A 22649-nucleotide genomic window follows, 5' to 3' on the forward strand; every position below is an offset into this window, starting at 1 on the left:
AGGCGGGGCGTGCCATTCCAGGACAATCTCGCGGCAAAGGCACAATCTGTCGCTAGGAGGCCGGGCAACGATGATAGCGGATCTCCATGTCCTCCATGCCCGGGAACAGCCGGATGATGCTGTTTGCGTCCAGCTCCTTCAGGCTCAACTGAATGCTGGAGAGCATTATGTCGGTCGCGCAGGCTGCAATCAGATTGACGTTCGGACCGTTGTCCTTTCTTGCCTTGATCCGGCAGCGCGCGAATTTTCCGACGATCTGATCTCCGTCGACGATGAAGCCGCCGCCATAGACGTCCGACATGTCGGTGAAGCCGAGCTGCGCGCCGTTGCGCGCGAACACCTTGCTGCAATTGTCGGCATCGCCGGCCCAGGCGCCGTTGAGGTCGAGAGCCTCGGCGCTGGCGGCCGCAAAGACCAGCGAGATCAACGTCGCGCCGAGTGTCACCAATTTCCGTGAAGCCATGTGATCCGTCCTTTTCTCACCGTTCAATGGCCACTCAGCACGAGTGTCTGGATCGGCAGCAACAGCGCCTGGATTCGCAGCAACATCGCGTGCACGAGGCCAACGCCGTCCACGACGTGAAGTGCGATCTTCCGGCTGGTCGGCGTGTCCTTGGCCGAGATCTCCTCGTGGTTGCTGGTGTAGGCATTGACGACGCAGCTCGAGCCGGGCGTCACGCCCTCGAGCCCGCCTTTGTAGAGCGGCTCGAGGTATACGAGGATCGTGCCGGGACGGACGGCATTCTGCGCTTCCAGCAATTGCTCGCCGGACCGGAATTGCCCGGCTGCGATGTAGTCCTGGACGGTCGTGATCACCATCGGGATGATCACCCAGGGTCTGGATACGCAGGTCGCCTCCGCCACCATGCCGGTCTTCATCACCTGCGCCTCTATCTGGCCGAAGCCGGCCTGAAGAACCTTTCGGCCGGCCTCTTCCGGAATCAGGACGCCGGCCGGGCGCATCAGCTGGTTGACGACGTCACCGGGACGAACCAGGAATTGCTCGACCCGCCCGTCAACACCGGCGTGTATGATGGTCTTGTCGAGATCGACCTGGGCCTGGTCTAGCGCGGCCTCAGCGCTGGCCTTTTGCGCCGGCAACAGGGTGGAGACCTGCAAGGATGCTGATTGCTTCGCAGCCGTCGCCGCGTCGACACCGGACTGGCGCTGATCGACCAGGACCTGCAGCTTTTCGATATCTCGCTGCGGCACGATGCCGGGGTTGCGGCGCTGGAGCTCTGTCTTGACGTCGAGCTCGTCCTTGGCCTGCTGGTAGTTGGCTTTCGCCTCCCCGATCTGCGCCTCGGCTTTGACCACGTCGGCCTGCGCCGTCTGCATGGCGGCATCGACCTCCGCAACCTTTCGCTTGGCGGTTTCGACCGCAGCCTGCTGCTTGGAGCTGTCGAGCGTGAACAGCACATCGCCCTTCTTGACCGGCGCGCTGAAGCCGACCTTGACCTCGGCAACACGGCCCGAGCCTTCGGGAAGGATGGGCACCGTGCGGAAATACAGCGTCGCCGACGACGTCGACGGGTGGAAGTAGAAAATCATCGTGATCAGCGACACCGTCAGCATCAGGCAACCGGTGATGCCCCAGCGCAGTTCGTACCAGACGGAGAAGAAGGTGATCTCCTTGCCGAAGCGTTTGCCCTGGACGTAACGGCGGTAGAGATAGTCGGGTAAGATCGTCAGCAGCGAGCAGAACATCAGCTCAAACATGGCTGCGCTCCTTCTCCTTGACGGGTCCCGGCTTGTCTGCCGGAGGCGCCGCCGCCACAGCCTCGGCCGGGACGTCGCCGCCATCGGCCGCCGGCGTCGCGTCGGCAATCTTCTCGACGGACCCGGCTATGCTGCGCAATGGCGTGCCGAAGTCGGGCAGATCGATCAACGCGAGCAGGAGACCCGCGACCCAGAAAATGTGCATGTGCGTGAACAGCGAGATCAGGCCAAGCACGGCGACGAGCTCGAACTGCAGCTTCTGCGACTTGTGCGCCATCCGCTCCGGCAAGCTATGCAGCTTCCAATAGAGCGTGCCGACCCAGAACAGGGTGCCGATCAGGAACACGCCCATCACCACCATGAGCGGATCGGTGCCGCTTCCCGGCGCGAGATAGAATGGCAGATGGTGCGGAGCCATCGGATGAAGCTGGTCGCTCAAACGTCTCTCCCGTCAGCGGAAGGTCCACTTGCGGCACTGTGTTCGGGCCGCTTCCAATTTGCTTGATTTGAATCAAGAGAACGCCCGTTGCCGGACATAGCGTCCCAGGAACAGAATACACAATCCAGGGGAGCCGCCGCCATGCCCGGCCTCGACGAACTCATTCCCAGTGCCACACAGATCCGCAAAGAGGCCGCGCTCAAGGAGGCCGAGAAGGCGGAAGAATATGTCCGTCTCGCCGCGGCCGCCGAAGCCGAGAAGCGCGCCCTGATCGAGCGACTGAGCAAACCTTCCGGCAAGACCGAGGAGGAGAAGATCAAGCTCGCCTCGACGATCATCCAGCGTGCGGTGCGAAACGGAATGTCCGAGGTCATGGTCTATCGCTTCCCCAACACGCTCTGCACCGACAAGGGACGCGCCATCAACCAGATGGAAAAGGGCTGGGAGAATACGCTGACCGGCATCCCCAAGGAGATCTTTCAGCTCTGGACCGACTATCTGAAGCCGCGCGGCTATCGCATCGCCTATCAGATCATCGAATTTCCTGGCGGCGTGCCCGGCGACATCGGCGTGACCATTTCATGGGGCGACGAGTAGCGCCGTAGCAGCGGAAGGACGGGCATGGCCAAGGACGATTCTGCCGGGCGAATGAAGCGGAAGGACTACGAAAAGGAGCTCGAAAAGCTCCAGGTCGAGCTATGCCATCTCCAGGACTGGGTCAGAGCCCAGAAACTGAAGGTGATCATCATCTTCGAGGGGCGCGATGCCGCCGGCAAGGGCGGCACCATCAAGGCCTTGACCGAAAAGGTGAGCCCGCGCGTCTTCCGTGTCTGCGCCCTGCCCGCACCCTCGGACCGGCAGAAATCCCAACTGTTCCTGCAGCGCTATATCGAGCAATTCCCGGCTGGCGGCGAAATCGTGATCTTCGACCGCAGCTGGTACAACCGCGCCGGCGTCGAATATGTGATGGGCTTCTGCTCGCCGGCCGACCACAAGCGCTTCCTGGAATTGTGCCCGCTGGTCGAGAAATTCGCCGTCGACGCCGGCATCATCCTGATCAAGCTCTGGCTCGAGGTCGGGATGGAGGAGCAGGAACGCCGCTTCACGGCGCGCATCGAGGACCCGCTGCGGCAGTGGAAGCTGAGCCCGATGGACACCGAGTCGTTCGGGCGCTGGTACGATTACTCGCGCGCGCGGGACATGATGTTCGAGGCGACCGACACCAAACATGCGCCATGGCGGCTGATCCGCTCCGACGACAAGCGGCGCGCGCGGCTCAACGTCATCTCGCACATCCTGGGAACCATCCCTTACAAGAAGGTCAAGCGGGACAAGGTCAAGCTGCCGCCGCGATCGAACAAGGGACGCTACAACGACCAGGCCAGCCTGCGCGGACTGAAGTTCGTCGAGGAACGGTACTGAACCGCGCGATATTGAAAAGCGAAACGGGCTGCGGTGACGCAGCCCGTTTGCCGTGAGGCCCTTGTCGGGCCTATTTCAGCCGGATCGTCACGCCGCCGACCGCGGCCGACACTTCTGCGCCGACCCTGGGACCGGTGAGCTGTAGGATCACGCCATTGCCGTTCTGCAACTGCACGGCACCGGCGCCAGCTGCGACCGCACCGCCGGCTCCGCCCACCGCATAGGACCCTTCGATCGACGCGGGCCCCTTCAGATTGATGGCCTTGCCCACGAACTTGCTGGTCGATGCGCCGATGGTGAAGCCGACACTCATGCCTGATACGGTGAAGGGATATTTCTTGCCCCTCAGAAGCAGCACGCCCTCCCCGCCGCCGACGCCGATGACGAACCCGCCCTTCGTGAAGACGACCGCAACGTCGCCGGTCTCGGCACGCGACGGCGTGCTGAAACCGGCAATGGCTGCGAGCGAGGCGACAAGGACGGCGCCGATGGTGAACTTTCTCATGACGTTTTCTTCCCCCTATTGAGCCAGGATCATGGCGAAGTAGCCAAACACGGTGAGCAGGATGCCCGAGACGGCATAGCCGACCGGGAATCCGATCCAGGGCACCGAGCTCTGGATTTCGACGGCCGCCTCGCGGCACGGACCGGAATGCGAGCGCGCGCCGGCGACGCCGCCCATCAGCACCGCCGGATTGATCTTGAAGACGTGGTAGCCGATCGCCCAGACGATGAAGGGCGGGATCGTGCAGGCGATGAAGCCGGCGATGAATATCTTCAAGGCAACCGCGCCGGTGAGCTGCGCCAGCAGTCCCGCGCCGGCATTGATGCCGACGATGGCCACGAACACGACGAGGCCGAGATCCTCCAGCACATTCCGCGCCGCATTCGGCGTGTTGCCGAAGAAGCGCAGGCGCGACACGACCGAGGACACGATCACGCCCGACAGCAGGAGGCCACCGGCGTTGCCGAGCCCGATCTTGGCGCCGAACGCCGGGAATTCGATCATGCCGATCAGGAAGCCGACGATCATGCCGACCGCCAGCGTCAGCAGATCGGTCGAGGTGTTGGCCCGCGCAATGCGACCCCACATCTCGCCGAGCTCGTTGACGGCGGACTTGAGGCCAACCACCGAGACGATGTCCATCCGCTCCAGCTTGGTCTTGAGACCGGCCGGAATCTGCACGCCGCCGCGCTCGACCTTGGTGACCTGCAGCTGGCCGGCGATCGCGGTATCGCGGAAGGACTCGAAAGTGCGCCCCACCATCTCCTTGTTGGTGATGAGGATCTCCGCCTGGTCCATGGGAATGCCGAGTGTCTTGGCATCGGCGACCTCCGGACCGATCAGGCCCATCTTCTCGGTGAGATGCTCGGTCGAGCCGCCGAGCGCGACGATGTCGCCCTTCTGCAGCACGAGTTCGGGATCGGCCCCTTGCGGCTCGCCGTTCCGTCCCACATTGACGATGCGGTATTCCGGATTGACCGCGCGGAATTTCGCGATGCTCATGCCGACCGTCGCCGGATTTTCCAGCCGGTAGGCGCGCAGGCCGAACTGGCGAAAGCCGGTCAGGCCGCCGCCCTCGAGATCCTTGACGCCGAATTCCGTCTCATACTGCTTGGCGGCGGCCTTGGCATCGACGCCCCACCACCGCGGCAGATATTTGCAGATCAGGATGATGCCGACGGTGCCCCAGATATAGGTGATGCCGTAGGACAGCGCGATCATGCCCGAGGCTTCCTCGGGCTTCATGCCTTCAGGCAGCTTGACGACGCCGGAGGTGATGGCCTGCTCGGCCGAACCGATCGCCGCCGACATGGTCTGCGACCCCGCGAGCATGCCGCCGGCCGCACCGGGCGGCAGCGAGAACATCTTGGCGCCGATCACGACAAGTGCGAGGCCAATGACGCTCGACACCACGGCCAGGAGACAGAATTTGAGGCCGTCGCCCCTCAGGCTGTTGATGAAGGACGGTCCGACCCGCAGGCCCACGCCGTACATGAAGAGATAGTAGAACAGGCTCTTGGCAAAATTGTTCAGCTCGAGCTTCACGCCGTAGGTGGAGGCCCACACCGACAGACCCGCGCCGACCACGATGGCGCCGGCGACCATGCCGAGGCCATAGCCCTTGATGCTGGCCCGCCCGATATAGACGGCGAGACCGACGACGAAGAACAGCAGCAGATACGGGTTCTGCTGCAGGAACGCGAAGAACGCCTGCATGTTGGTCCCCTCCAAGCCTTATGACGCGGCCTTCAGCTTCGGCTGAGCACCGGGCTTCGGCCGGCCGAGTTTCGCCAGGGCCTCCGCGCGCACGAGCTTCAATCCCTCCTTGGCGTCGTAGCCATGGATCTCCTTCACATCGAGCTTGCGCATGAAGTCGATGGTTTCCTGGGTGATGACCTGGCCGGGCACCATGATCGGGAAGCCCGGCGGATACGGGATCACGAAATTGGCCGAGACCAGCTCCGGTCCGGCCTTCAGACGCCGGTCGATCTCGGGATCGTTGAGGCGGATGTGCTCACAGCCGGCGACGTCATAGGCGGCGTAGAAGCCGCTGCGGATGTCGCCTTCGTTGGTCTTGGCGCCGGCATCGCCGCGGAAGCTCGGGTGGAAATGCGAGAAGTTCGGCAGATCGGGCACGTCCTTCATCAGGCTCGTCACCCGCGCCTCGAAGGTCTTCCTGGCATTGGCTCCGCCCTGGGCAAGGCCGCGGTCGAGCTCGCCCGCGATCTCGGCGAGCACGCGGATCAGATGCGCAACGTCGCTGCGGGTGTTGTTGATGTTGGACTGGACCAGCACCGAATTGCGCGAGGTCTTGTTGACCTGGATGTTGTACTCGTTGGCCAAAATGCTCTTGAACTGCGTGCCGTCAAAGCCGGCCATGCCGCACACCAGCGTCATGCGGGTCGGGTCGAGGCAGAACTCGTCCTCGTCCAGGCTCTTGAGTGTGTTGGCCCAGTTGACGCCGGCGGCGAGGAAGTCGGTGAAGCCGCTCTGGCGATATTGCGCCGGCACCATGGCGTCGGCGCCGAGGATGCGGAAATATTTCGAGATCAGCGGATTGTTGTTGACCGCCTGGCGAATGGCGAATGCGATCTCGATCGCATTGGCGACGAGGCCATATCCCTCCAGCTCCATCTGCCGCCGCGAGATATCGAGGCTGGCGATGAGCTGCTGGTTCGGACTGGTCGAGGCATGAGTAAACACCGCCTCCTTGAATTGCTGCTCGACCGTGTGGAATTCGACGTCCTTGACCGAAAGCATCGAGCCCTGGCGGATCGCCGACATCGACTTGTGGGTCGAGTTGGTCTGGTAGACGCGCAAGCGAATCTGTCTGGGATCAGGGATCAGCCGGGTCTTGAGCAGCAGCTCTTCCGACGGGTTCTTGCCGAGTTCGGCCTGCTGCTTCTCATAGGCCGCGACCGACTTGGGATCGCGCATCCACGCCTCGATCTCGTTGGCGGCGCCAAGGCCGGTGCGGCGGCGCAGGAACGGCGAGAAACGCGCGAAGCCGAACCAGGCTTCGTCCCACAGGAAGATCAGGTCGGGCTTGATGGCGAGGCATTCCTCCATCACCCGGCGTGTGTTGTAGATGTGGCCGTCGAAGGTGCAGTTGGTCAGGTCGATCAACTTGACGCGGTCGAGCCGGCCGTCGGCCTTGGCGTTCAAAAGCGCCTGCTTGATCGTCTTCAGCGGCACGGCGCCATACATCGAATATTCCGTCATCGGGAAGGCTTCGACGTAGAGCGGCTGGGCACCGGCGAGCACCATTCCGTAGTGGTGCGACTTGTGACAGTTGCGGTCGACGATCGCGATGTCGCCGGGTGCGAGCAGCGCCTGAACCGCCATCTTGTTCGATGTCGACGTGCCGTTGGTGACGAAGAAGACGCGATCGGCGCCGAGCGCCCTCGCCGCCTTCTCCTGCGCCTTCTTGATGTTGCCGGTCGGCTCCAGCATGCTGTCGAGGCCGCCGGTGGTGGCGCTGCTCTCGGCCAGGAACAGGTTCGGGCCATAGAACTCGCCCATGTCGCGGATCCAGTCGGACTTGAAGATCGACTTGCCGCGGGCGATCGGCAGCGCGTGGAACGTGCCGATCGGACGCTGGGCGTATTTCTTGAGATTGTCGAAGAACGGCGTGTCGTAGCGATCCTGGATACCTTCGAGGATCGACAGATGCAGCTCCAGCAGCTCCTCGACCGAATAGAAGATGCGGCGGACGACGTTGGCCTCGGGATTGCCGGCGAGCTCCTCCACGTCGCGGTTCGAGATCATGTAAAGGTCGAGCTCGGGCCTGACCCGCTTGATGATCTGTGCGAGCCGCAGGGCTGACGCGTCGGTCTCGTCGCTGAGGCCGGCCGCGGCCATGATCGAGCGGAGCACCGGCGCATTGTGCCGCGAACGCAGACCAAAGCCCTCGTTGATGACGACGGCGCCGATGTTCGGATTGAGTAACGTCGCGCAGAAGGCATCCTCCAGGCTGCCGACGATGACGGACTCATAAATGAACGCATCGACCGGCCGCCGCAGCTTGCGCCATTCCGCGGCCAGTGCCGGCCATTGGCTGGATGATACGCCGGTGACGATCAGGGTCTCGAAATAGGGCCGGCGCGCCGCATGTACGCCGAAGCTCGGCGGTGCCAGCTCGGGCGCATCGCCATTGCCGTCGTCCTTTGCGCTCCAGTCGCTCGCATGCTGACGGAAGGATCGCGTCGCCAGCGCCTGGGCAATTCTCGTCGCGAGGGCGAACGATGTCGCACCGTCCCCGGCGACTGCTGCTTCCCGCAACGCCTCCATCAGTTGCGGACCGGGATAACCGTGATACTCCTCCGTGACCGAAAGCTCGGCCAACGCCGTGTCATAGGCGGCGCGATTGCCGACGCGAGCCCAGACTTTCGCAGCCTCCACCAGGTCACGCCAATCGTCTGCGCGGGCGCCGGGGCCCGAGAAGAACTTGTCGATGCGCTTCTGTGCGGGGGTGGTGTCCTTGGACATGTCTCTCTCCCGATCGGTGCGGGCCATTGGGCGAAGGTGATGGCGGACAGTGAGTGCGGCGCGGGGGGCTCCATTGATCCAAGTCAACGGTCGCGCGTTATGATGGGACGAGCCGGATCCGACGCTCTTTGCAACGCAGCACGTCGTGTCAGGCGGTGCGTTGCGCCGTTCCGGCGCGATCCTCGCCGAGGACGCTGTCGAGCGAGCGCAGCCACTGGCTGCTGTCGGTCCTTTCCGCCAATCCCTCGGCGCGCAGGAGATCGCGCAATTGCGCGTGCGCGCCCACGATGCAGAAGGAGATCCGGCGCGCGGCAAGCTCATCGCTCAGATCGCGCAGCATGCGCGCGCCGGCGAGATCGATATAGGGCGATGCCGAAAGGTCGCAGGCGACCAGTCTGATGCCGGCGGAGCCCCGCAGCGCGACCAGCGCAGCATCGAGGATCGTCTCGGCATTGATGTAAAGCAGCGAGGCTTCGGGTCGGAACGCGATGACGCCGACAAGCGGCTCGACGTCCTCATGCCTGGCGCTGTCGGAATAGCGGCCGCTGCCCGGCAGCCGGCCGAGAAACGCCACGTTCGGCCGCGAGGCACGGGCCAGGAGCAGGAAGATCGAGGCAATCGATGCCAAGAGGACGCCCTGGAGAATGCCGAGCAGCAGCACCGAGACCAGCGCGATGGACGCGGCAAGGAAGTCGATCCGGCTGACCTGCCACATTCGCACGAGTGCGCCGATATCCACGAGCTTGTAGACCGCGGCAAAGACGATGGCTGCGAGCACCGCCTTGGGCAAATTGGTCAATAGTCCTGTAAAGAACAGCAGGCAGAGCCCAAGGGTCACCGAGCAGATCACCAGCGCCAGCGGCGTTCGCGCGCCGGCGCTGTCGTTGACGGCGGATTGCGACAGGCCGCCGGCGACGGGATAGCCGTGGCCGAAGGCCGCAGCCAGGTTCGCCGCGCCCAGCCCCAGAAATTCCTGGCGCACGTCGAGCGCATAGCCGTGCTTGGCGGCAAAGCTGCGCGCGGCGGAGACACCTTCGATATAGGCCAGCAGCACGCAGCCGGCGGCGAGCGGAAACAGATCGTCGAACTCCAGCAGGCCGAAGGTCGGCATCCCCACCGCCGGCAGCCCCTCCGGTATCTTCCCGGTAACGGGCACACCCATCGCTGCAAAGCCGAAGATCGTCGCGACCAGGATCGCCAGCGCGACGACGGTGATGCCGACCGGCTTGCCCGGCAGCCGCCGTTCCCCGAGCAGCAGGAGCAGCAGCGCGACCACGCCGATCGCCAGCACCATCGGATGGATCTGGCCGAGCTGTCCGATCAGCTTGATGGCCCGGTCGAAGAAATTGTGACCGCCACCGGCGACGCCGAGGAGGCTCGGCAGCTGGCTCATGATGATGGTGAGCCCTGCCCCGGCCTTGAAGCCGACCAGGATGCTGTCGCTGACAAGGCGAACCAGCACGCTGAGCTTGAACAGCCAGGCGATGAAGCACAGCACAGCGACCGCGAACGCCGCAAGGCTCGCGATTTGCGCATAGCGCACGGCGTCGCCGCCGGCGAGCGCGCCGACGGTGCTGGCGATCATCAGCGAGATCGCCGAGGTCGGGCCGATCGCAAGCTGGCGTGACGAGCCGAGCAAGGCATAGCCGAGGCCGCCCAGCAGATAGCCGTAGACGCCGACCTGAGGCGGCAGGCCGGCGAGCGCCGCATAGGCCAGGGACACCGGGATCGCATAAGCAGCGAGCGTGATGCCCGCGACGGCGTCGGAGGGCAGCCATTCACGCTGGTAGGCGGCGAGCCAGCCGGCCGGCGGAAAGAACCGCGTCCAGTGTGCGTCAGGCGGCGCTTTCATCACATCACCTCACGTGGTGTCGCTTCGCAGCGCAAGAGGACGATCAGCAGCGCGACCACGGGGATGCCGAGCGCGAGGTCGGGAAAGACCTTGGTGGCGAAGGCGCCGGCAGCCGCGCCGCAGCCGAACACCGCGCACAACGCAAAGAAGATGACCGATTTGCGCAGTGTCCCGAGCGGCGCCCCTCCGTAGATGACCGCAAAAATGGTTTCGACCGACTGACGCATGTTGCCGGTGATCATCACCGTGCTGCACACGGAGCCCTCGACCTTGACGAACATGGCCGCCTGCATCGCCGCGACCACGGAAATGCCGAGTGTGCCGGCCAGATTCGGGAGCCGGTTGTGCAGGATGCCGATCGTGATCAAGAACACGATCTCGACGAGGATCGTGAGAGCGCTGGCCCGGTCGCCGGCAGCACGGCGCAGCCAGGCCGCGATCACGATGCCGACGGTGAAGGCCAGGATCGGCGGTGCGAAGTGAAGTGCCTGCATCCAATCGCCGGCCATCGCGTAGACCCAGAGGAGGATCACATTGGCAGTCTGGGCATTGGCCATCACGCCATGGATGATCCAGGTATAGGCGTCGATATAGCCGCCGGCGAAAGCGAGCAGCATCACGATTTCGACGGTCTCATCGCGGCGGATCGCGCCGGCTGCGACGTCCAGCGTACTCATGTCGGCAATGGCCGCTGTCGCGAACTCTTCATGACGGCATTGGCGGCGGCTTGCCGCCGGCAAGGCTTGATCTGGATCAAGCAACCTTCCCGCGCGCCCACTCAAATCCGCCGCAATATGCCGGGGAAATGCGACCATGGATACCGTCAGGTGGATCATCACCACCGCACCGGAAATCTTCCTGCTGCTGGCGATGGCGATCGGCACCCTCCTCGGCCGCATCAAGATCCGTGGATTCTCGATCGGGACCACGGCCTGCATCCTGATCGTCGCGGTGCTGATCGGACAACTCGGGCACTTCACGTTCCCGCCGATCCTCAGGGCGATCCTGTTCAGCCTGTTCGTCTTCACCATCGGCTATCGCTCGGGGCCGGAATTCTTCGCCTCCTTGAGCGTTCGAACTCTGGCGCAGGTCGTGCTGGCGCTGGTGATCGGGGCCACCGGGCTCGTCCTGGTGCTCGCCTTCGCCCATGCGTTCAAGCTTGATGCAGGCACTGCGGCGGGGCTGACCGCCGGTGCGCTGACCCAGTCCTCCGTGATCGGCACGGCCTCGGGCGCGCTGGCGCAGCTTGGGCTTCCGAGTGACGTGCTGAAGCAGCAGGAAGCCAACATCGCGGCCGGCTATGCCGTGACCTATGTGCTCGGCTACATCCTGACGCTGCTGTTCGTGCCGTTCGTGGCGCCGCGGCTGATGCGCATCGATCTGAAGGCGGAGGCGAAGAAGCTCGAGGCCGAGCTCGCCGGCGGCGCGCCGCCGAAGACGGAAAACCTGTCCTATCGCAAATTCCAGGCCCGCGCCTATCGTGTGTCGGCCGGCGCAGGCCGGACCGTAGCGGCGATCGAGGCCGAGATCGGCAGCCGCACGGTGGTGGAACGGATCGTGCGCGGCGGAGCCGACATCAAGCTGCAGCATGACATCGTGCTCGAGGCCGGCGACGACATCGTCATCGCCGGTCCGACCGCCGCGATCGTTGCGGCCAAGCCCATCCTCGGGGCCGAGATCGATGCGGGAGAGCTGCTGCGCAATCTTCCTGGCAACGTGATCGAGGTGCTGGTCGAAAACCGCGAACTGCATGGCCGCTCGCTCCGCGAGATCGTCGATCGGCTGGGTGACAATGCGCGCGGCGTGTTCCTGCGGGCGCTCACCCGCATGGGCCGGGAGGTGCCGCTCGGTCCCGACACGCGGGTCTACATCGGTGACGTCATGACGCTGGTCGGCAGCACCGGCAATATCGCGCGGGCCACGGCGCAGGTCGGACATGCCCTCAATACGAGCGACCGGACCGACATCGCCTTCCTTGCGGTCGGTATCGCTGCCGGTCTTCTGGCCGGTCTTGCCAGCTTCAAGGTCGGCACTGTCGCGCTGACGCTCGGCGGCGGTGGCGGCGCGCTGATCGCCGGGCTCGTCTGCGGCTGGCTGCGAACGCGCAAGCCTGGTATCGGCGCGATGCCGCCGGCCGCGCAACAGACACTGAGCGATCTCGGGCTCGGCGGCTTCATCGCGGCCGTCGGACTCGGCAACGGGCTTGCTGCCTGGTCGGCGATTCAGACGCAGGGTCTCCTGCTGGTCGGCATGGGCATCGTCGTCACGCTGATTCCGATGACGGTCGGAACGCTCGTTGCCTATTATTTGCTGCGGATGAACCCGGTCGTGACCTGCGGTGCGCTCGCCGGCGCAATGACGGTCGATGCCGCCGTCACCGGTGCCTGCGACGTGGCCGAGAGCCAGACCCCGGTGCTCGGCGTCGCCGTCCCCTACGCGGTCGGCAATGTCGTCCTCACCGTGCTCGGTCCAATCGTGGTGGCCGCCACGTTCAGCGGTTGAGGAGGCCAGGATGTGCTTTGATCTCCCTGCAATCCGTCGCTTCCTTGCAACCGTCCTGCTCCTTCTCGTCGGGCTCATGGCGCCCGCCCGCGCCGAGGACGAAATCCGCATCCAGGAGGAGATCTGGGGGCTGTCGCTGCCCCTGCCGATGTTCGCCTATGTGGTGCGCCCGGTCGGCGACGGCCCCTTTCCGCTCGTGATCATGAACCACGGCGTCTCGCTCAACCCTCCCGACCGCGGCTTCTTTCCGCTGGTGGAATTCCGCGACGCCGCACAATGGTTCGCCAGGCGCGGCTATCTCGTGGTTGCACCCGTCGGCACCGGCTATGGCGCAGCCGCCATCGACATTCCCGAGCGTGCGCTCTATGGGCCGTTCTTCTCCAAGGTCGGCAAGTGCACCAATCCGAACTTCCGTGATGCCGCCCTTGCAGTCGCGCAGGTCGATCTCTGGATCATCGATCACATGGCGGCTCAGAAGCGCATCATCCCCAAGGATGTGATCGTGGTCGGGCAGTCCGCCGGAGGCTGGGCCTCGATCGGCCTGTCGAGCGTCAATCCACCGCAGGTGAAGGCCATCATCACCTTCGCCGCCGGCCGTGGTGGCCGGGTCGGCGGCAAGCCCAACAATAATTGCGCGCCCGACAGGCTAGTCGAGGCCACCGCGGATTTCGGCCGCACCTCGCGGGTGCCCATGCTGTGGATCTACATCGAGAACGACACGTTCTTCGGGCCCGACCTGTCGAAGCGGATGCATGAAGCCTTCACGGCCGCCGGCGGCCGCGCCGAATATCATCTGATGCCGCCGTTCGGCAACGAGGGGCATTTCTTCATCGGCTCGCCGGATGCGATCCCGCTCTGGTCACCGCTGGTGGCAAAATTTCTCGATGCACAGAAGTAGAGCCTGGCCTGGAGGCGTAACCATGTTCACCATCCGTGATCATCTCTGTGGCGTCCTGGTTGGCGCCCTCGTCGGGCTTGCGACATATCCTGCTGTCGCGTCGCCGAAAGCCGCACCGGCCGATAAACCTCCCGAGGTGGCCACGCGCGGTCAGCGCGAAGCCAAGGACATCAGCTACGGTGACTGGCAGAAGTTCTGCTTCAAGGCCGGCGGCGCGCCGATGCTGTGCCGGACGACCATCACCGGGACATTCCCGACCGGCCAGGTAGCTGTGCGCGTCGACCTGATCGAACGCGAGGGCACCCCGACGGCCCGGCTGCAACTCTTCGTGCCCGTTGGAATGTACCTGCAGCGGCAGCCCAAGCTGTCCCTCGACCCCGGCAGCAGCTTCAGCGTCCCCTACAGCTGGTGCCTGACCAATATCTGCATCGCGGCTGACGTCGTCCCGTCCGGGATCGTCGAGGAAATGGAGTCGGCAAAGACAATGGCGCTCGAGGTTGTCGATTCGAACCTGCTGGCGCTGACGACCCTGGTGCCGCTGGCGCAGTTCGGCACGGTCCACAAAGGTGCGCCCACGAAAATGCTGGAGCAGTATGTCGACGAATGATCGGCGTTTCCGCGCTAAGCCGCAGCCGCACGCGTGACCGAGTCGATCAATGACTGCGCCGTGAACGGCTTCGTCAGATAGGCGACGCAACCCGACGCAACCGCGGCACTACGGTTCACCGGGCTGTCATTGCCGGTAACGTAGATCACTGGCGCCGTGACGCCTTCCTCCGCCAGCTTGCGGCGCAGCTCGACGCCCGACTTGCCGTCGAGATTGATGTCGATGACGATGCAGATCGCCTTGTCGAAACCACCGTGATCAAGCAGGGCCTCCGCGGAATCGAACAGCGTCACGGCGAATCCGTGTGCGCGCAGCAGCCTGTTCATGCTGACTCGCATGGATGGATCGTCGTCGACGATGAACACTGATCCGCGCATCGGCAAGAAGCGACCTTTCGGACTCGCCACGATGGTCCTGCAGAAGCCGCAACCAGTGCGGGTGGCGCAGTTGCATGGCAGCACCACGTCAATGCGCTTCATATTGTCCTTTGGGGCAGTGACATGGCGGGAACTGGATTCGAAGCGACGGAATAGTTAACCGCTATTCGAATCCAGCATTCCAAGCCGCTCCGCAATCGAAACGAGCTCGGCAAGCGAATGAACCCGCATCTTCTCCATCACCTGATGGCGATGGGCTTTCACGGTCCGCTCGGTCGTCCCGAGCTCGTACGCGATCTGCTTGTTGATCTTGCCGCGGACGATGAGATCGAACACCTGCCGTTCGCGCTGCGTCAGCGTTGCAAGGTGCACGCGAAATGCTTCGAGCTTGCCGCGTTGGCTGCGCGCGGCATCTTGCCTCGCCAGTGCACGCGCGATCGCATCGAGCAACAGCTCCGACGAAACCGGTTTGGTCAGGAAGTCTTCCGCTCCCGCCTTGATGGCCTGCACGGTCGTCGGCGTGTCGGCGTGCCCCGTCAGGAATATGATCGGCAACGTCGAGCCCGCGGCGATAAGACGACTTTGCAGTTCAGGACCGCTCAAGCCAGGTATGCGCACGTCGAGCAGGATGCATCCCGGCTGCTCATCGTCTGGCGCTGCGTCCAGAAGATCCTGCGCCGATGCGTAGGTTTTGACGTCATAACCCGCAAGTTTCAGCCGGCGCTCGATCGCCGTCCGGAACGATGCGTCGTCATCGACCACGTGGACAAGGCCGGGCACCATTTACCTCGCGTAAAATTCAGTAAAGCAATCTTTTAACCGAGGCCGCGTGGTTGCCAACGGTTCAAAAACCGAAACATATGCTTCGCAACAGAATACTTTTCGGCCTCCATCGAGGTCTTTCTCAGTCCGCGCAGCGAACGCCCCCCGCTGTCCCTTGGGACATTGACCCTTGGGACAATGGATTGGAATACCTCGTTAGTCGTAAATCAACCTCGGCGGGAGTGCGATTGCGCGGCGTATTCCGGTGCAAGAGATTTTTTGTCTCAAAGACCAAATTCGACGGCAAGCTGAGGAGCTGGCCCATGTTCGTTCGCATCACCACTGATTCCGCGCTGCGCCCCAACTCTCTTCGCGACCTCGGCATGACAAGCGATTCAAATGCGCTTGTCAGTTTAATCGAGTTTTCCTACAAGAAGGGCACCGAGATCTATGGCGAGAAAGAACCCGCCGAGTATGTCTACCAGGTCAAGTCTGGTGCGGTGCGGAGCTACAAGCTGCTGTCGGACGGCCGCAGGCAGATCGGCGCGTTTCACCTGACCAGCGATATTTTCGGGTTGGAGAACGGGTACGAGCACCGCTTCACCACGGAGGCGATCGTCGACACCACAGTGCGCCTCGTGAGGCGGGAGAGCCTCGAGATGGTGGCCGAGAGCGATGCCATGGTCGCGAAAAACCTGCTCAGCATGACCACGAACAATCTTCAGCATGCGGAAGATCACATGCTGCTGCTCGGCCGCAAGACCTCGCTGGAGCGGGTCGCGGCTTTCCTGCTGGAAATGGACAAGAGGCTGACCGCTGCGGGCGTCCTCGCGCTGCCGATGTCGCGGCGCGATATCGCCGACTATCTCGGCCTGACGCTGGAAACCGTCTCGCGCGCGCTCTCGCGGCTGCATGAGCTCGGCATCCTCGGCTTCATCGGCAACACCCAGCGCCAGATCGTGCTCCTGAACCGCGACCAGCTCGCGAGCCTCGATCTTCAGCCCTGAGCGGCAGGCTCACTGTCCTGTCCTGCCCGGAAGCCGCGCGATCGCTTCGAGATGCTCGATCGTCTTGCGCAGGACCTCGAACAGGATGGCCGCCGACCAGCCGAACAGCAGGATGCCGTTCATGGCCGTCAGCGGCCCGATCAGCCGCCATTCGGGCACCGGCGTGATGTCGCCATAGCCGAGCGTGGTGTAGTTCACGAAGGCGAAATACAAGAGGTCACTTCCCGGCGGCGCCGCCTGGACGAACCAATAGGTGCAGACCCAGACCAGGACCTCCAGGGTGTGCGCGACGCTCAGCGCTGCCGCCGTTGCGACCATCACGCCCATCAAATGCAGTCGCGGACCCTTGGTGTGTCGCAGGCCGGCCGTTCGCGCGATCGACACGGCAACGACGGTCGCCAGCGCGTGGATTCCGATATTGATCGCGCTGACCAGCGCGCCGACGAGGACTTGAAGCAGCATCAGGGGTGCCCATGCGATTGGACGGCAGTGGAAATCCCGGACTGTTCCTGCTCCCGTAGCGCTGCGGAACGGTCGATCTGGATCCAGGCCGCTGCGAGCTCCCAGGCGACCGCCAGAATGATCGGGCCGATGAAGAGACCGATGATGCCGTGCGCCAATGTGCCGCCGATGACCCCGATCAGGATGACGAGCGTCGGCGTGCTCAGGCCGCGGCCCATGACCAATGGCTTGAGGATATTGTCGAGCAGACCGACGACGACGAGGAAGATCGTCAGTGGCACCGCCGTCGCGACGTCCTTGTCCATCCAGATCCAGATCACAACGGGCACGAGGACGATCGCGGCACCGATCTGCACGATCGACAGCAGCAGAACGAGGATGGCGAGCAAGCCGGCGCTCGGGATGCCCGCAAGCTTGAGGCCGATGCCGGCCAGCAGCGCCTGGATGATCGCAACGCCGATCACGCCCTGCGATACCGCCCGGATCGTCGCGCCCGCCAGTTCGAGAAAATGCTCGCTCTGCTCCGGCACGATGCGGAACAGGAAACCGCGGACCGCGTCAACGAGCTGCGGTCCGTACGGAAACAGGAAGCCGGCGACCAGCACCGAGAGCAGGAACTGCAGCGTGCCGACACCGGCGCTGCCGGCGAATGACAGCATCACCCCCGCCAGCGGTTTCAGATAAGGCGCCACCTCGCGCAGAACGGCGCGAATGTTGGTATAGGCCAGTGTCCAGAGATCGAATAGCTGGGGGCCGATCAGGGGCCAGTCCTTGAGCCATTCCGGCGCCGCCTGGAGCATGAGATCGCCGGTGCCGATCTGGGTCGCGAGATCCTTGATGCCCTCGGCCGCGCTCAGCCCGAGCCATGCCGCCGGACCGATGATGATGCCAAGCATCATCAGCGTGAGGATGACCGCAGCCGTCCGGGGGCGACCGCCGAGGCGTTTGGCGAGCCAGCTGAAGGCGGGATAGAACGCGACCGCGAGCACCGCGCTCCAGGTCAGGATGGGCACGAAGGGGTGGATGATCAGAAACGTCCATGCGATCAACAGCGCGAGCAATCCGAGACGGATCACGAGCTGGACGATCTGCTCCGCGGAGAGAAGCTTGCGAAGTGTGGTCAAGACGACCGTCCTTCCGGGAGTGCGGATACCCGATGGACGTAGCGGCCTCCGCCGCACGGCATTCTTGATCCAGATCAAGCGGGCGCGGGAGACGCGTCCTTCGTTCCCGATCTCATGCGGCCTGAGCGCGATCATACCGATCGCTGTGCCAGCCGGTCTGCCGGGACATGCCGCGCCGGCGAACGAAGCCTTTGTAAGATATTGTAATTGCTAGGAAACTCTTGGTGGCGTCCGGATGGCGAAATCCACAGGAGTTTGCTGATCGGCACTCTCTCCCGGGAACGGATTCCCTCATGTCCGGATTGACCGAGATGGATAGAGTCTTTCTCGCGACGATGGTTTCAGCCGTGCTGCTGCTGATTGTGGCCGCCGACCTCTTGGTCAACGGCGTCGGCCTGCAGCCGCCGCCGACGCAACTGGCCAATGTGGTGCCGGTGCCTGCACGCCCGGTCAGATAGTACGACGCCGCGTCTTGCGGCCGAATGACCAATTTGAACGGTTCCCACGGAACATTTCGGCCCCATCGGGACTTCTGCTCACCGCGCCAGCCACAAGGGCCAGCGCGATCCGGACAGGCTCAGCTCCGCTGTGGTAGGGGGAGCTGAGCCACCGTCGGCTCGTGAAGCCTACCCCCCGCTCCGATACACCTGGATATCGAGATCCCGGATCTTTTTCCGCAGCGTGTTGCGGTTGAGACCGAGCAGGTCGGCGGCCCGGATCTGGTTGCCGCGGGTGGCGGCGAGCGCCGCCGTGAGCAGCGGCACCTCGATCTCCTTGAGGATGCGGTGATAGAGGCCCGGCGGCGGCATGCCGTTCGGAAAGCCTTGGAAGTGCGAGGACAGATAGGCCTCGACCGCGCCGCCGAGATTGTCGACGCCTTGCTGGACCGCGGCCCCCGGACTGACCGAGGGCGGCGCCAGTTCGCCGTCGATGACGGAGGCCGTGATCACGTCCTGCGGATAGAGCGCGGCAAGGCGCCGGGCGAGGTTCTCGAGCTCGCGGACGTTGCCGGGCCAGCGGTGCTGCTTCAGCCGCTCCAGCGCCAGCGTGTCGAGCTTCTTCGGCGGCAGACCGTCCTTCTCGGCCAGCGAGAAGAAGTGACGCACGAGATCCGGCAGGTCCTCGATGCGCTCGCGCAGCGGCGGCAGCCGCAGCGGCACCACGTTGAGGCGGAAGAACAGATCTTCGCGGAACAGGCCCTGCTGGATCAGGACGCGCAGATCCTTGTTGGAGGCCGCGACGATGCGCACGTCGGTCTTGATCGGGGTGCGGCCGCCGACGGTGGTGTATTCGCCCTGCTGCAACACGCGCAGCAAGCGGGTCTGCGCCTCCATCGGCATGTCGCCGATCTCGTCGAGGAACAGCGTGCCGCCCTCGGCCTGCTCGAACCGGCCCGAGGCGCGGGTGTTGGCGCCGGTGAAGGCACCGCGCTCATGGCCGAACAGCTCGGATTCGATGAGGTCGCGCGGGATCGCCGCCATGTTGACGGCGACGAACGGGCCGTTGCGGCGCTTGCCGTAATCGTGCAGCGCGCGCGCCACCAGCTCCTTGCCGGTGCCGGACTCGCCCGTGATCATCACGGTGAGATCGGTCTGCATCAGGCGCGCCAGCACGCGGTAGATTTCCTGCATCGCCGGCGAGCGGCCGACCAGCGGGATCGCCTCCATCTCCGCGTCCTCGTCCGGCGTCGAGACCCGCTCCTTGGGCTCGGCCAGCGCGCGGCCGACGATGGCGATCAGCTCCTTCAGGTCGAAGGGTTTTGGTAGATATTCATACGCCCCGCGCTCGGAGGCGCGGATCGCCGTCATGAAGGTGTTTTGCGCGCTCATGACGATGACAGGCAAATTCGGCCGCATCTTCTTGATCCGCGGCAACAGGTCGAAGGCGTTCTCGTCCGGCATCACCACGTCGGTGATGACGAGATCGCCCTCCCCCTGGCTGACCCAGCGCCACAGCGTTGCGGCGTTGCCGGTGAGCCTGACTTCATAGCCGGCGCGGGAAAGTGCCTGATTGAGAACCGTGCGGATGGCGGTGTCGTCATCAGCGACGAGAATGCTACCTGCGGGCATCGTTAATCCTCATTTTGCCCCCTGTGACGCAGACGACGACTTCCCGGCAGAGCCGTCGCGACTGCTTTGATCGGCATGTTTCACCGATGTGGAATACATCGGCATCAGCACGCGGAAGGTGGTCTTGCGCGGCTGAGATTCGCATTCGATGATGCCCCCGTGATCGCCGACGATTTTTGCGACCAGCGCCAAGCCGAGACCAGAACCGGTCTGCTTGGTGGTCACGAAGGGATCGAACAGGTTGGGCAGAAGATCATCGGGCACGCCCGGTCCATTGTCCCTCACGCAGAATTCGAGCGGCAGGGATACCCGGGATTTTTGACCGGGGACTGACAGGCGCACGCCGGGGCGGAACGCGGTGGTGAGCTGGATCTCGGCGTCGGGCACGTCGATCAGCGCTTCGGCGGCATTCTTCACGAGGTTGAGGAACACCTGGATCAGCTGGTCCTGGTTCGCCAGCACCGGCGGCAGCGATGGATCGTAATCCTCGATGAAGCGGATGTTGCGGGCAAATCCCGACTGCGCCAGCCGCTTCACGTGGTCGAGCACCGAATGGATGTTGACGGGGCCGCGCACCACGGGACGCTCGTCGCCGAACACCTCCATGCGGTCGACCAGCGTCACGATGCGGTCGGCCTCGTCGCAGATCAGCCGCGTCAGCATGCGGTCCTCGGACGAGGCCTGCTGCTCCAGGAGCTGCGCCGCGCCGCGAATGCCCGAAAGCGGATTCTTGATCTCGTGCGCGAGCATGGCTGCTAGCGCTATCACCGAGCGCGCCGCGCTGCGATGGGTGAGCTGCCGATCCATCTTGTCGGCGATGGTGCGCTCCTGGAGCATCACCACGATGTGGCCGGGCCGCTCGGTGAGCGGAGCGACATGCAGATCGACCTGGCGGTCACCGCCCATGCGCGGCGTGCCGAGATCGACCTTGTATTCGTTGACCGGCGAATTCGAGGAGCGCACCTGGTCGATCAGCGCCAGCAAGGGGCTGCCGAACGGCACCAGCTCTTTCAGCGACTGCCGCTTCAGAAACTGCGTCGAGATCTCGAAAAAGGCTTCGGTTGCGATGTTGGCGGCGACGATCTTGCCGTCCGGCCCGATCATGAGCACGGGATTGGGAAGCGCATCCAGGATCGCATCGCTGTCGGACGGAAGCGGCCGACGATGTTCAGCGGCTGAGCTCATGCAGCAGCGCTCCATGCGAAGTCGTCGAAGGCGTCTTGCAGTGAACTGTGAACGAGGCGCGGATCCTCGGAGGTGAGGATCTTCTGGCGCCAGGATTTCAGCTTCGCAGCCGGCGCGCGGCTCGCATCGGCCGCGACGTCCAGCGCCCAGCCCAGATGCTTGCGCGCGTGTCTGAGGCCGACGCGCATTCCATAGAGTGCGCAGACGCCATCATAGAGCGTGCGGACATAATGGAGCTGCGTCTGCAGCGACGGCGCGGCTTCTGCCGCCTCGCCCATGAGGCGGCGACCGATCTGGCCCGGCAGCCAGGGCTGGCCCTGCGCGCCGCGGCCGATCATCACGGCATCGGCGCCGGAGGCCTGAAGCGCCGCGCGCGCTTTTTCGTACGACGTGATGTCGCCATTGACGATGAGCGGGAGAGAGATCGCCTCGCGCACGGCGCGGATCGCATCCCAATCGGCCTCGCCCTTGTAGAACTGGCACCGGGTGCGGCCGTGAACGGTGACCAGCTTGACGCCGGCAGCTTCCGCGCGGCGTGCCAGCTCCGGCGCATTGCGGCTGCGGTCGTCCCAGCCGAGCCGCATCTTCAGCGTCACCGGCACCTTCACCGCCGCAATCGTCGCATCGATCAGGCTGACGGCGTGGTCGAGATCGCGCATCAGGGCGGAGCCGGACTGGCCGCCGGTGACGTGGCGGGCCGGACAGCCCATGTTGATATCGATGATGTCGGCGCCTTCGGCTTCCGCGATCCGGGCGCCTTCGGCCATCCAGTGCGCTTCGCAGCCGGCGAGCTGGACCACGTGCGGACCGATTCCCGTCGCTTCGCAACGCAACCGCGACATCCGATGGCCATTGGCAAGCTCATCGCTCGCGGTCATCTCGGACACGACCAGACCGGCCCCGAGCTCGGCCACCAACCGCCGAACGGGCGAGTCAGTCACCCCCGACATCGGCGCCAGGAAGACCGGGGTGGCGACTTCAATATCGCCTATTTTCAACGGCTTAGAGCCGGATACTGCCGGGCCTGTCACAGGGGTCTCGTCAACTCAGCAGCGCCTCATCGCGCTGGCCATGACCTATCTTGCGCACAATTCTTGTGCAGTCAAGCGTCATGCCTACAGTTTAGACAGTTCTGCAGATCTTTCAAGTGCAGTGCAGCAAAATGCTGTTTCCCACAATCCGGGGAAACCCCCTTTTTTTGCGGGCCTGCCGTGCTAGAGGCATGCCGGCA

Annotated in this window: 22 protein-coding genes; 7 read left to right on the forward strand and 15 right to left on the reverse strand. The window is 64.2% G+C overall.

Features of this window, described 5'->3' with window-relative positions; all coding sequences use genetic code 11:
- Window positions 1–52: 52 nt before the first annotated feature.
- The 3 genes from IQ16_RS20220 to IQ16_RS20230 are packed head-to-tail and all read right to left on the reverse strand — an operon-like array spanning window position 53 to window position 2137.
- Window positions 53–463 carry a hypothetical protein gene (locus IQ16_RS20220; protein WP_018641917.1) on the reverse strand — a complete coding sequence of 137 codons (411 nt, stop codon included), beginning with the start codon at window positions 461–463 and terminating at the stop codon, window positions 53–55.
- A gap of 23 nt (window positions 464–486) precedes the next feature.
- A complete protein-coding gene (locus IQ16_RS20225; protein ID WP_018641916.1) occupies window positions 487–1719 on the reverse strand; it encodes an HlyD family secretion protein in 1233 nt (410 codons plus the stop codon).
- Entirely contained in the window at window positions 1712–2137 is a 426-nt protein-coding gene (locus IQ16_RS20230; protein ID WP_035666095.1) for a hypothetical protein, read from the reverse strand. Before IQ16_RS20230 ends, IQ16_RS20225 begins: the two co-directional genes overlap by 8 nt.
- A 162-nt stretch (window positions 2138–2299) precedes the next feature.
- Between IQ16_RS20230 and IQ16_RS20235 the strand changes: the two genes are divergently transcribed.
- Both IQ16_RS20235 and ppk2 read left to right on the forward strand, forming a co-directional pair.
- Window positions 2300–2755: a hypothetical protein gene (locus IQ16_RS20235; RefSeq protein WP_018641914.1), complete on the forward strand. Its 456-nt coding sequence runs from the start codon at window positions 2300–2302 to the stop codon at window positions 2753–2755.
- A 24-nt stretch (window positions 2756–2779) separates the two neighbouring features.
- Window positions 2780–3580, forward strand: a complete 801-nt coding sequence (ppk2, locus tag IQ16_RS20240; protein WP_018641913.1) for a polyphosphate kinase 2 — start codon at window positions 2780–2782, stop codon at window positions 3578–3580.
- A gap of 70 nt (window positions 3581–3650) precedes the next feature.
- Here the strand turns inward: ppk2 and IQ16_RS20245 are convergent, their stop codons facing one another.
- The 5 genes from IQ16_RS20245 to IQ16_RS20265 all read right to left on the reverse strand — a co-directional run bounded on the left by IQ16_RS20245 (window position 3651) and on the right by IQ16_RS20265 (window position 11102).
- Complete coding sequence (locus tag IQ16_RS20245) at window positions 3651–4085, reverse strand: hypothetical protein (RefSeq protein ID WP_018641912.1); 435 nt, start codon at window positions 4083–4085, stop codon at window positions 3651–3653.
- Between the two features lie 15 nt (window positions 4086–4100).
- On the reverse strand, window positions 4101–5801 hold the full coding sequence (locus tag IQ16_RS20250; RefSeq protein WP_145831702.1) for an aspartate:alanine exchanger family transporter: 1701 nt from the start codon (window positions 5799–5801) through the stop codon (window positions 4101–4103).
- An 18-nt stretch (window positions 5802–5819) separates the two neighbouring features.
- A complete protein-coding gene (locus IQ16_RS20255) occupies window positions 5820–8573 on the reverse strand; it encodes a decarboxylase (protein WP_018641910.1) in 2754 nt (917 codons plus the stop codon).
- A gap of 148 nt (window positions 8574–8721) precedes the next feature.
- Window positions 8722–10425, reverse strand: a complete 1704-nt coding sequence (locus IQ16_RS20260) for a SulP family inorganic anion transporter (protein ID WP_018641909.1) — start codon at window positions 10423–10425, stop codon at window positions 8722–8724.
- The gene (locus IQ16_RS20265) at window positions 10425–11102 is read right to left on the reverse strand and encodes a YoaK family protein (protein ID WP_018641908.1); all 678 of its coding nucleotides are present in this window, start codon (window positions 11100–11102) and stop codon (window positions 10425–10427) included. The genes IQ16_RS20260 and IQ16_RS20265 overlap by 1 nt, the downstream gene beginning before the upstream one ends.
- 136 nt (window positions 11103–11238) lie before the next feature.
- Between IQ16_RS20265 and IQ16_RS20270 the strand changes: the two genes are divergently transcribed.
- From IQ16_RS20270 to IQ16_RS20280, 3 genes are read left to right on the forward strand one after another with little or no spacing between them, the layout of a single operon-like run.
- Window positions 11239–12927 carry an aspartate:alanine exchanger family transporter gene (locus tag IQ16_RS20270; protein ID WP_018641907.1) on the forward strand — a complete coding sequence of 563 codons (1689 nt, stop codon included), beginning with the start codon at window positions 11239–11241 and terminating at the stop codon, window positions 12925–12927.
- Window positions 12928–12937: 10 nt separating this feature from the next.
- Window positions 12938–13825: an alpha/beta hydrolase family protein gene (locus IQ16_RS20275; RefSeq protein WP_018641906.1), complete on the forward strand. Its 888-nt coding sequence runs from the start codon at window positions 12938–12940 to the stop codon at window positions 13823–13825.
- A 22-nt stretch (window positions 13826–13847) separates the two neighbouring features.
- Complete coding sequence (locus IQ16_RS20280; RefSeq protein ID WP_018641905.1) at window positions 13848–14432, forward strand: invasion associated locus B family protein; 585 nt, start codon at window positions 13848–13850, stop codon at window positions 14430–14432.
- Window positions 14433–14446: 14 nt separating this feature from the next.
- Here the strand turns inward: IQ16_RS20280 and IQ16_RS20285 are convergent, their stop codons facing one another.
- Window positions 14447–14809 carry a response regulator transcription factor gene (locus tag IQ16_RS20285; RefSeq protein WP_035666090.1) on the reverse strand — a complete coding sequence of 121 codons (363 nt, stop codon included), beginning with the start codon at window positions 14807–14809 and terminating at the stop codon, window positions 14447–14449.
- Between the two features lie 156 nt (window positions 14810–14965).
- Complete coding sequence (locus tag IQ16_RS20290; protein ID WP_026311825.1) at window positions 14966–15589, reverse strand: response regulator transcription factor; 624 nt, start codon at window positions 15587–15589, stop codon at window positions 14966–14968.
- Between the two features lie 305 nt (window positions 15590–15894).
- On the opposite strand from IQ16_RS20290, the gene IQ16_RS20295 reads away from it, so the two are divergent.
- Window positions 15895–16578, forward strand: coding sequence for a helix-turn-helix domain-containing protein (locus IQ16_RS20295; RefSeq protein ID WP_018641902.1), 684 nt, complete (start codon window positions 15895–15897; stop codon window positions 16576–16578).
- 9 nt (window positions 16579–16587) lie between these two features.
- Here the strand turns inward: IQ16_RS20295 and IQ16_RS20300 are convergent, their stop codons facing one another.
- Both IQ16_RS20300 and IQ16_RS20305 read right to left on the reverse strand, forming a co-directional pair.
- Window positions 16588–17040: a potassium channel family protein gene (locus IQ16_RS20300; RefSeq protein WP_018641901.1), complete on the reverse strand. Its 453-nt coding sequence runs from the start codon at window positions 17038–17040 to the stop codon at window positions 16588–16590.
- Window positions 17040–18116: an AI-2E family transporter gene (locus tag IQ16_RS20305; protein WP_051122959.1), complete on the reverse strand. Its 1077-nt coding sequence runs from the start codon at window positions 18114–18116 to the stop codon at window positions 17040–17042. Before IQ16_RS20305 ends, IQ16_RS20300 begins: the two co-directional genes overlap by 1 nt.
- Before the next feature lie 341 nt (window positions 18117–18457).
- Between IQ16_RS20305 and IQ16_RS45210 the strand changes: the two genes are divergently transcribed.
- A complete protein-coding gene (locus IQ16_RS45210) occupies window positions 18458–18622 on the forward strand; it encodes a hypothetical protein (RefSeq protein ID WP_158646943.1) in 165 nt (54 codons plus the stop codon).
- Between the two features lie 168 nt (window positions 18623–18790).
- Here the strand turns inward: IQ16_RS45210 and ntrC are convergent, their stop codons facing one another.
- From ntrC to dusB, 3 genes are read right to left on the reverse strand one after another with little or no spacing between them, the layout of a single operon-like run.
- A complete protein-coding gene (gene ntrC, locus IQ16_RS20310) occupies window positions 18791–20233 on the reverse strand; it encodes a nitrogen regulation protein NR(I) (protein WP_018641898.1) in 1443 nt (480 codons plus the stop codon).
- 9 nt (window positions 20234–20242) lie between these two features.
- Window positions 20243–21418 (reverse strand): two-component system sensor histidine kinase NtrB, encoded by a 1176-nt coding sequence (locus IQ16_RS20315; protein WP_018641897.1) that lies wholly within the window; start codon window positions 21416–21418, stop codon window positions 20243–20245.
- Window positions 21415–22416 (reverse strand): tRNA dihydrouridine synthase DusB, encoded by a 1002-nt coding sequence (gene dusB, locus IQ16_RS20320; protein ID WP_018641896.1) that lies wholly within the window; start codon window positions 22414–22416, stop codon window positions 21415–21417. Before dusB ends, IQ16_RS20315 begins: the two co-directional genes overlap by 4 nt.
- Between the last annotated feature and the right edge of the window lie 233 nt (window positions 22417–22649).

The sequence above is a fragment of the Bradyrhizobium huanghuaihaiense genome, from assembly GCF_007830635.1.
Lineage (GTDB): Bacteria > Pseudomonadota > Alphaproteobacteria > Rhizobiales > Xanthobacteraceae > Bradyrhizobium > Bradyrhizobium huanghuaihaiense.

Excerpts from the sequence above, each read along its gene's own strand:
- IQ16_RS20225 (WP_018641916.1), bottom strand. The coding sequence starts at position 1,719 with ATGTTTGAGCTGATGTTCTGCTCGCTGCTGACGATCTTACCCGACTAT.
- IQ16_RS20260 (WP_018641909.1), bottom strand. The coding sequence starts at position 10,425 with ATGAAAGCGCCGCCTGACGCACACTGGACGCGGTTCTTTCCGCCGGCC.
- IQ16_RS20285 (WP_035666090.1), bottom strand. The coding sequence starts at position 14,809 with ATGCGCGGATCAGTGTTCATCGTCGACGACGATCCATCCATGCGAGTC.
- IQ16_RS20255 (WP_018641910.1), bottom strand. The coding sequence starts at position 8,573 with ATGTCCAAGGACACCACCCCCGCACAGAAGCGCATCGACAAGTTCTTC.
- IQ16_RS20220 (WP_018641917.1), bottom strand. The coding sequence starts at position 463 with ATGGCTTCACGGAAATTGGTGACACTCGGCGCGACGTTGATCTCGCTG.
- ntrC (WP_018641898.1), bottom strand. The coding sequence starts at position 20,233 with ATGCCCGCAGGTAGCATTCTCGTCGCTGATGACGACACCGCCATCCGC.
- IQ16_RS20230 (WP_035666095.1), bottom strand. The coding sequence starts at position 2,137 with ATGGCTCCGCACCATCTGCCATTCTATCTCGCGCCGGGAAGCGGCACC.
- IQ16_RS20275 (WP_018641906.1), top strand. The coding sequence starts at position 12,938 with ATGTGCTTTGATCTCCCTGCAATCCGTCGCTTCCTTGCAACCGTCCTG.
- IQ16_RS45210 (WP_158646943.1), top strand. The coding sequence starts at position 18,458 with ATGTCCGGATTGACCGAGATGGATAGAGTCTTTCTCGCGACGATGGTT.
- IQ16_RS20280 (WP_018641905.1), top strand. The coding sequence starts at position 13,848 with ATGTTCACCATCCGTGATCATCTCTGTGGCGTCCTGGTTGGCGCCCTC.
- IQ16_RS20315 (WP_018641897.1), bottom strand. The coding sequence starts at position 21,418 with ATGAGCTCAGCCGCTGAACATCGTCGGCCGCTTCCGTCCGACAGCGAT.
- IQ16_RS20270 (WP_018641907.1), top strand. The coding sequence starts at position 11,239 with ATGGATACCGTCAGGTGGATCATCACCACCGCACCGGAAATCTTCCTG.
- IQ16_RS20245 (WP_018641912.1), bottom strand. The coding sequence starts at position 4,085 with ATGAGAAAGTTCACCATCGGCGCCGTCCTTGTCGCCTCGCTCGCAGCC.
- ppk2 (WP_018641913.1), top strand. The coding sequence starts at position 2,780 with ATGGCCAAGGACGATTCTGCCGGGCGAATGAAGCGGAAGGACTACGAA.
- IQ16_RS20300 (WP_018641901.1), bottom strand. The coding sequence starts at position 17,040 with ATGCTGCTTCAAGTCCTCGTCGGCGCGCTGGTCAGCGCGATCAATATC.
- IQ16_RS20265 (WP_018641908.1), bottom strand. The coding sequence starts at position 11,102 with ATGAGTACGCTGGACGTCGCAGCCGGCGCGATCCGCCGCGATGAGACC.
- IQ16_RS20295 (WP_018641902.1), top strand. The coding sequence starts at position 15,895 with ATGTTCGTTCGCATCACCACTGATTCCGCGCTGCGCCCCAACTCTCTT.
- IQ16_RS20235 (WP_018641914.1), top strand. The coding sequence starts at position 2,300 with ATGCCCGGCCTCGACGAACTCATTCCCAGTGCCACACAGATCCGCAAA.
- IQ16_RS20250 (WP_145831702.1), bottom strand. The coding sequence starts at position 5,801 with ATGCAGGCGTTCTTCGCGTTCCTGCAGCAGAACCCGTATCTGCTGCTG.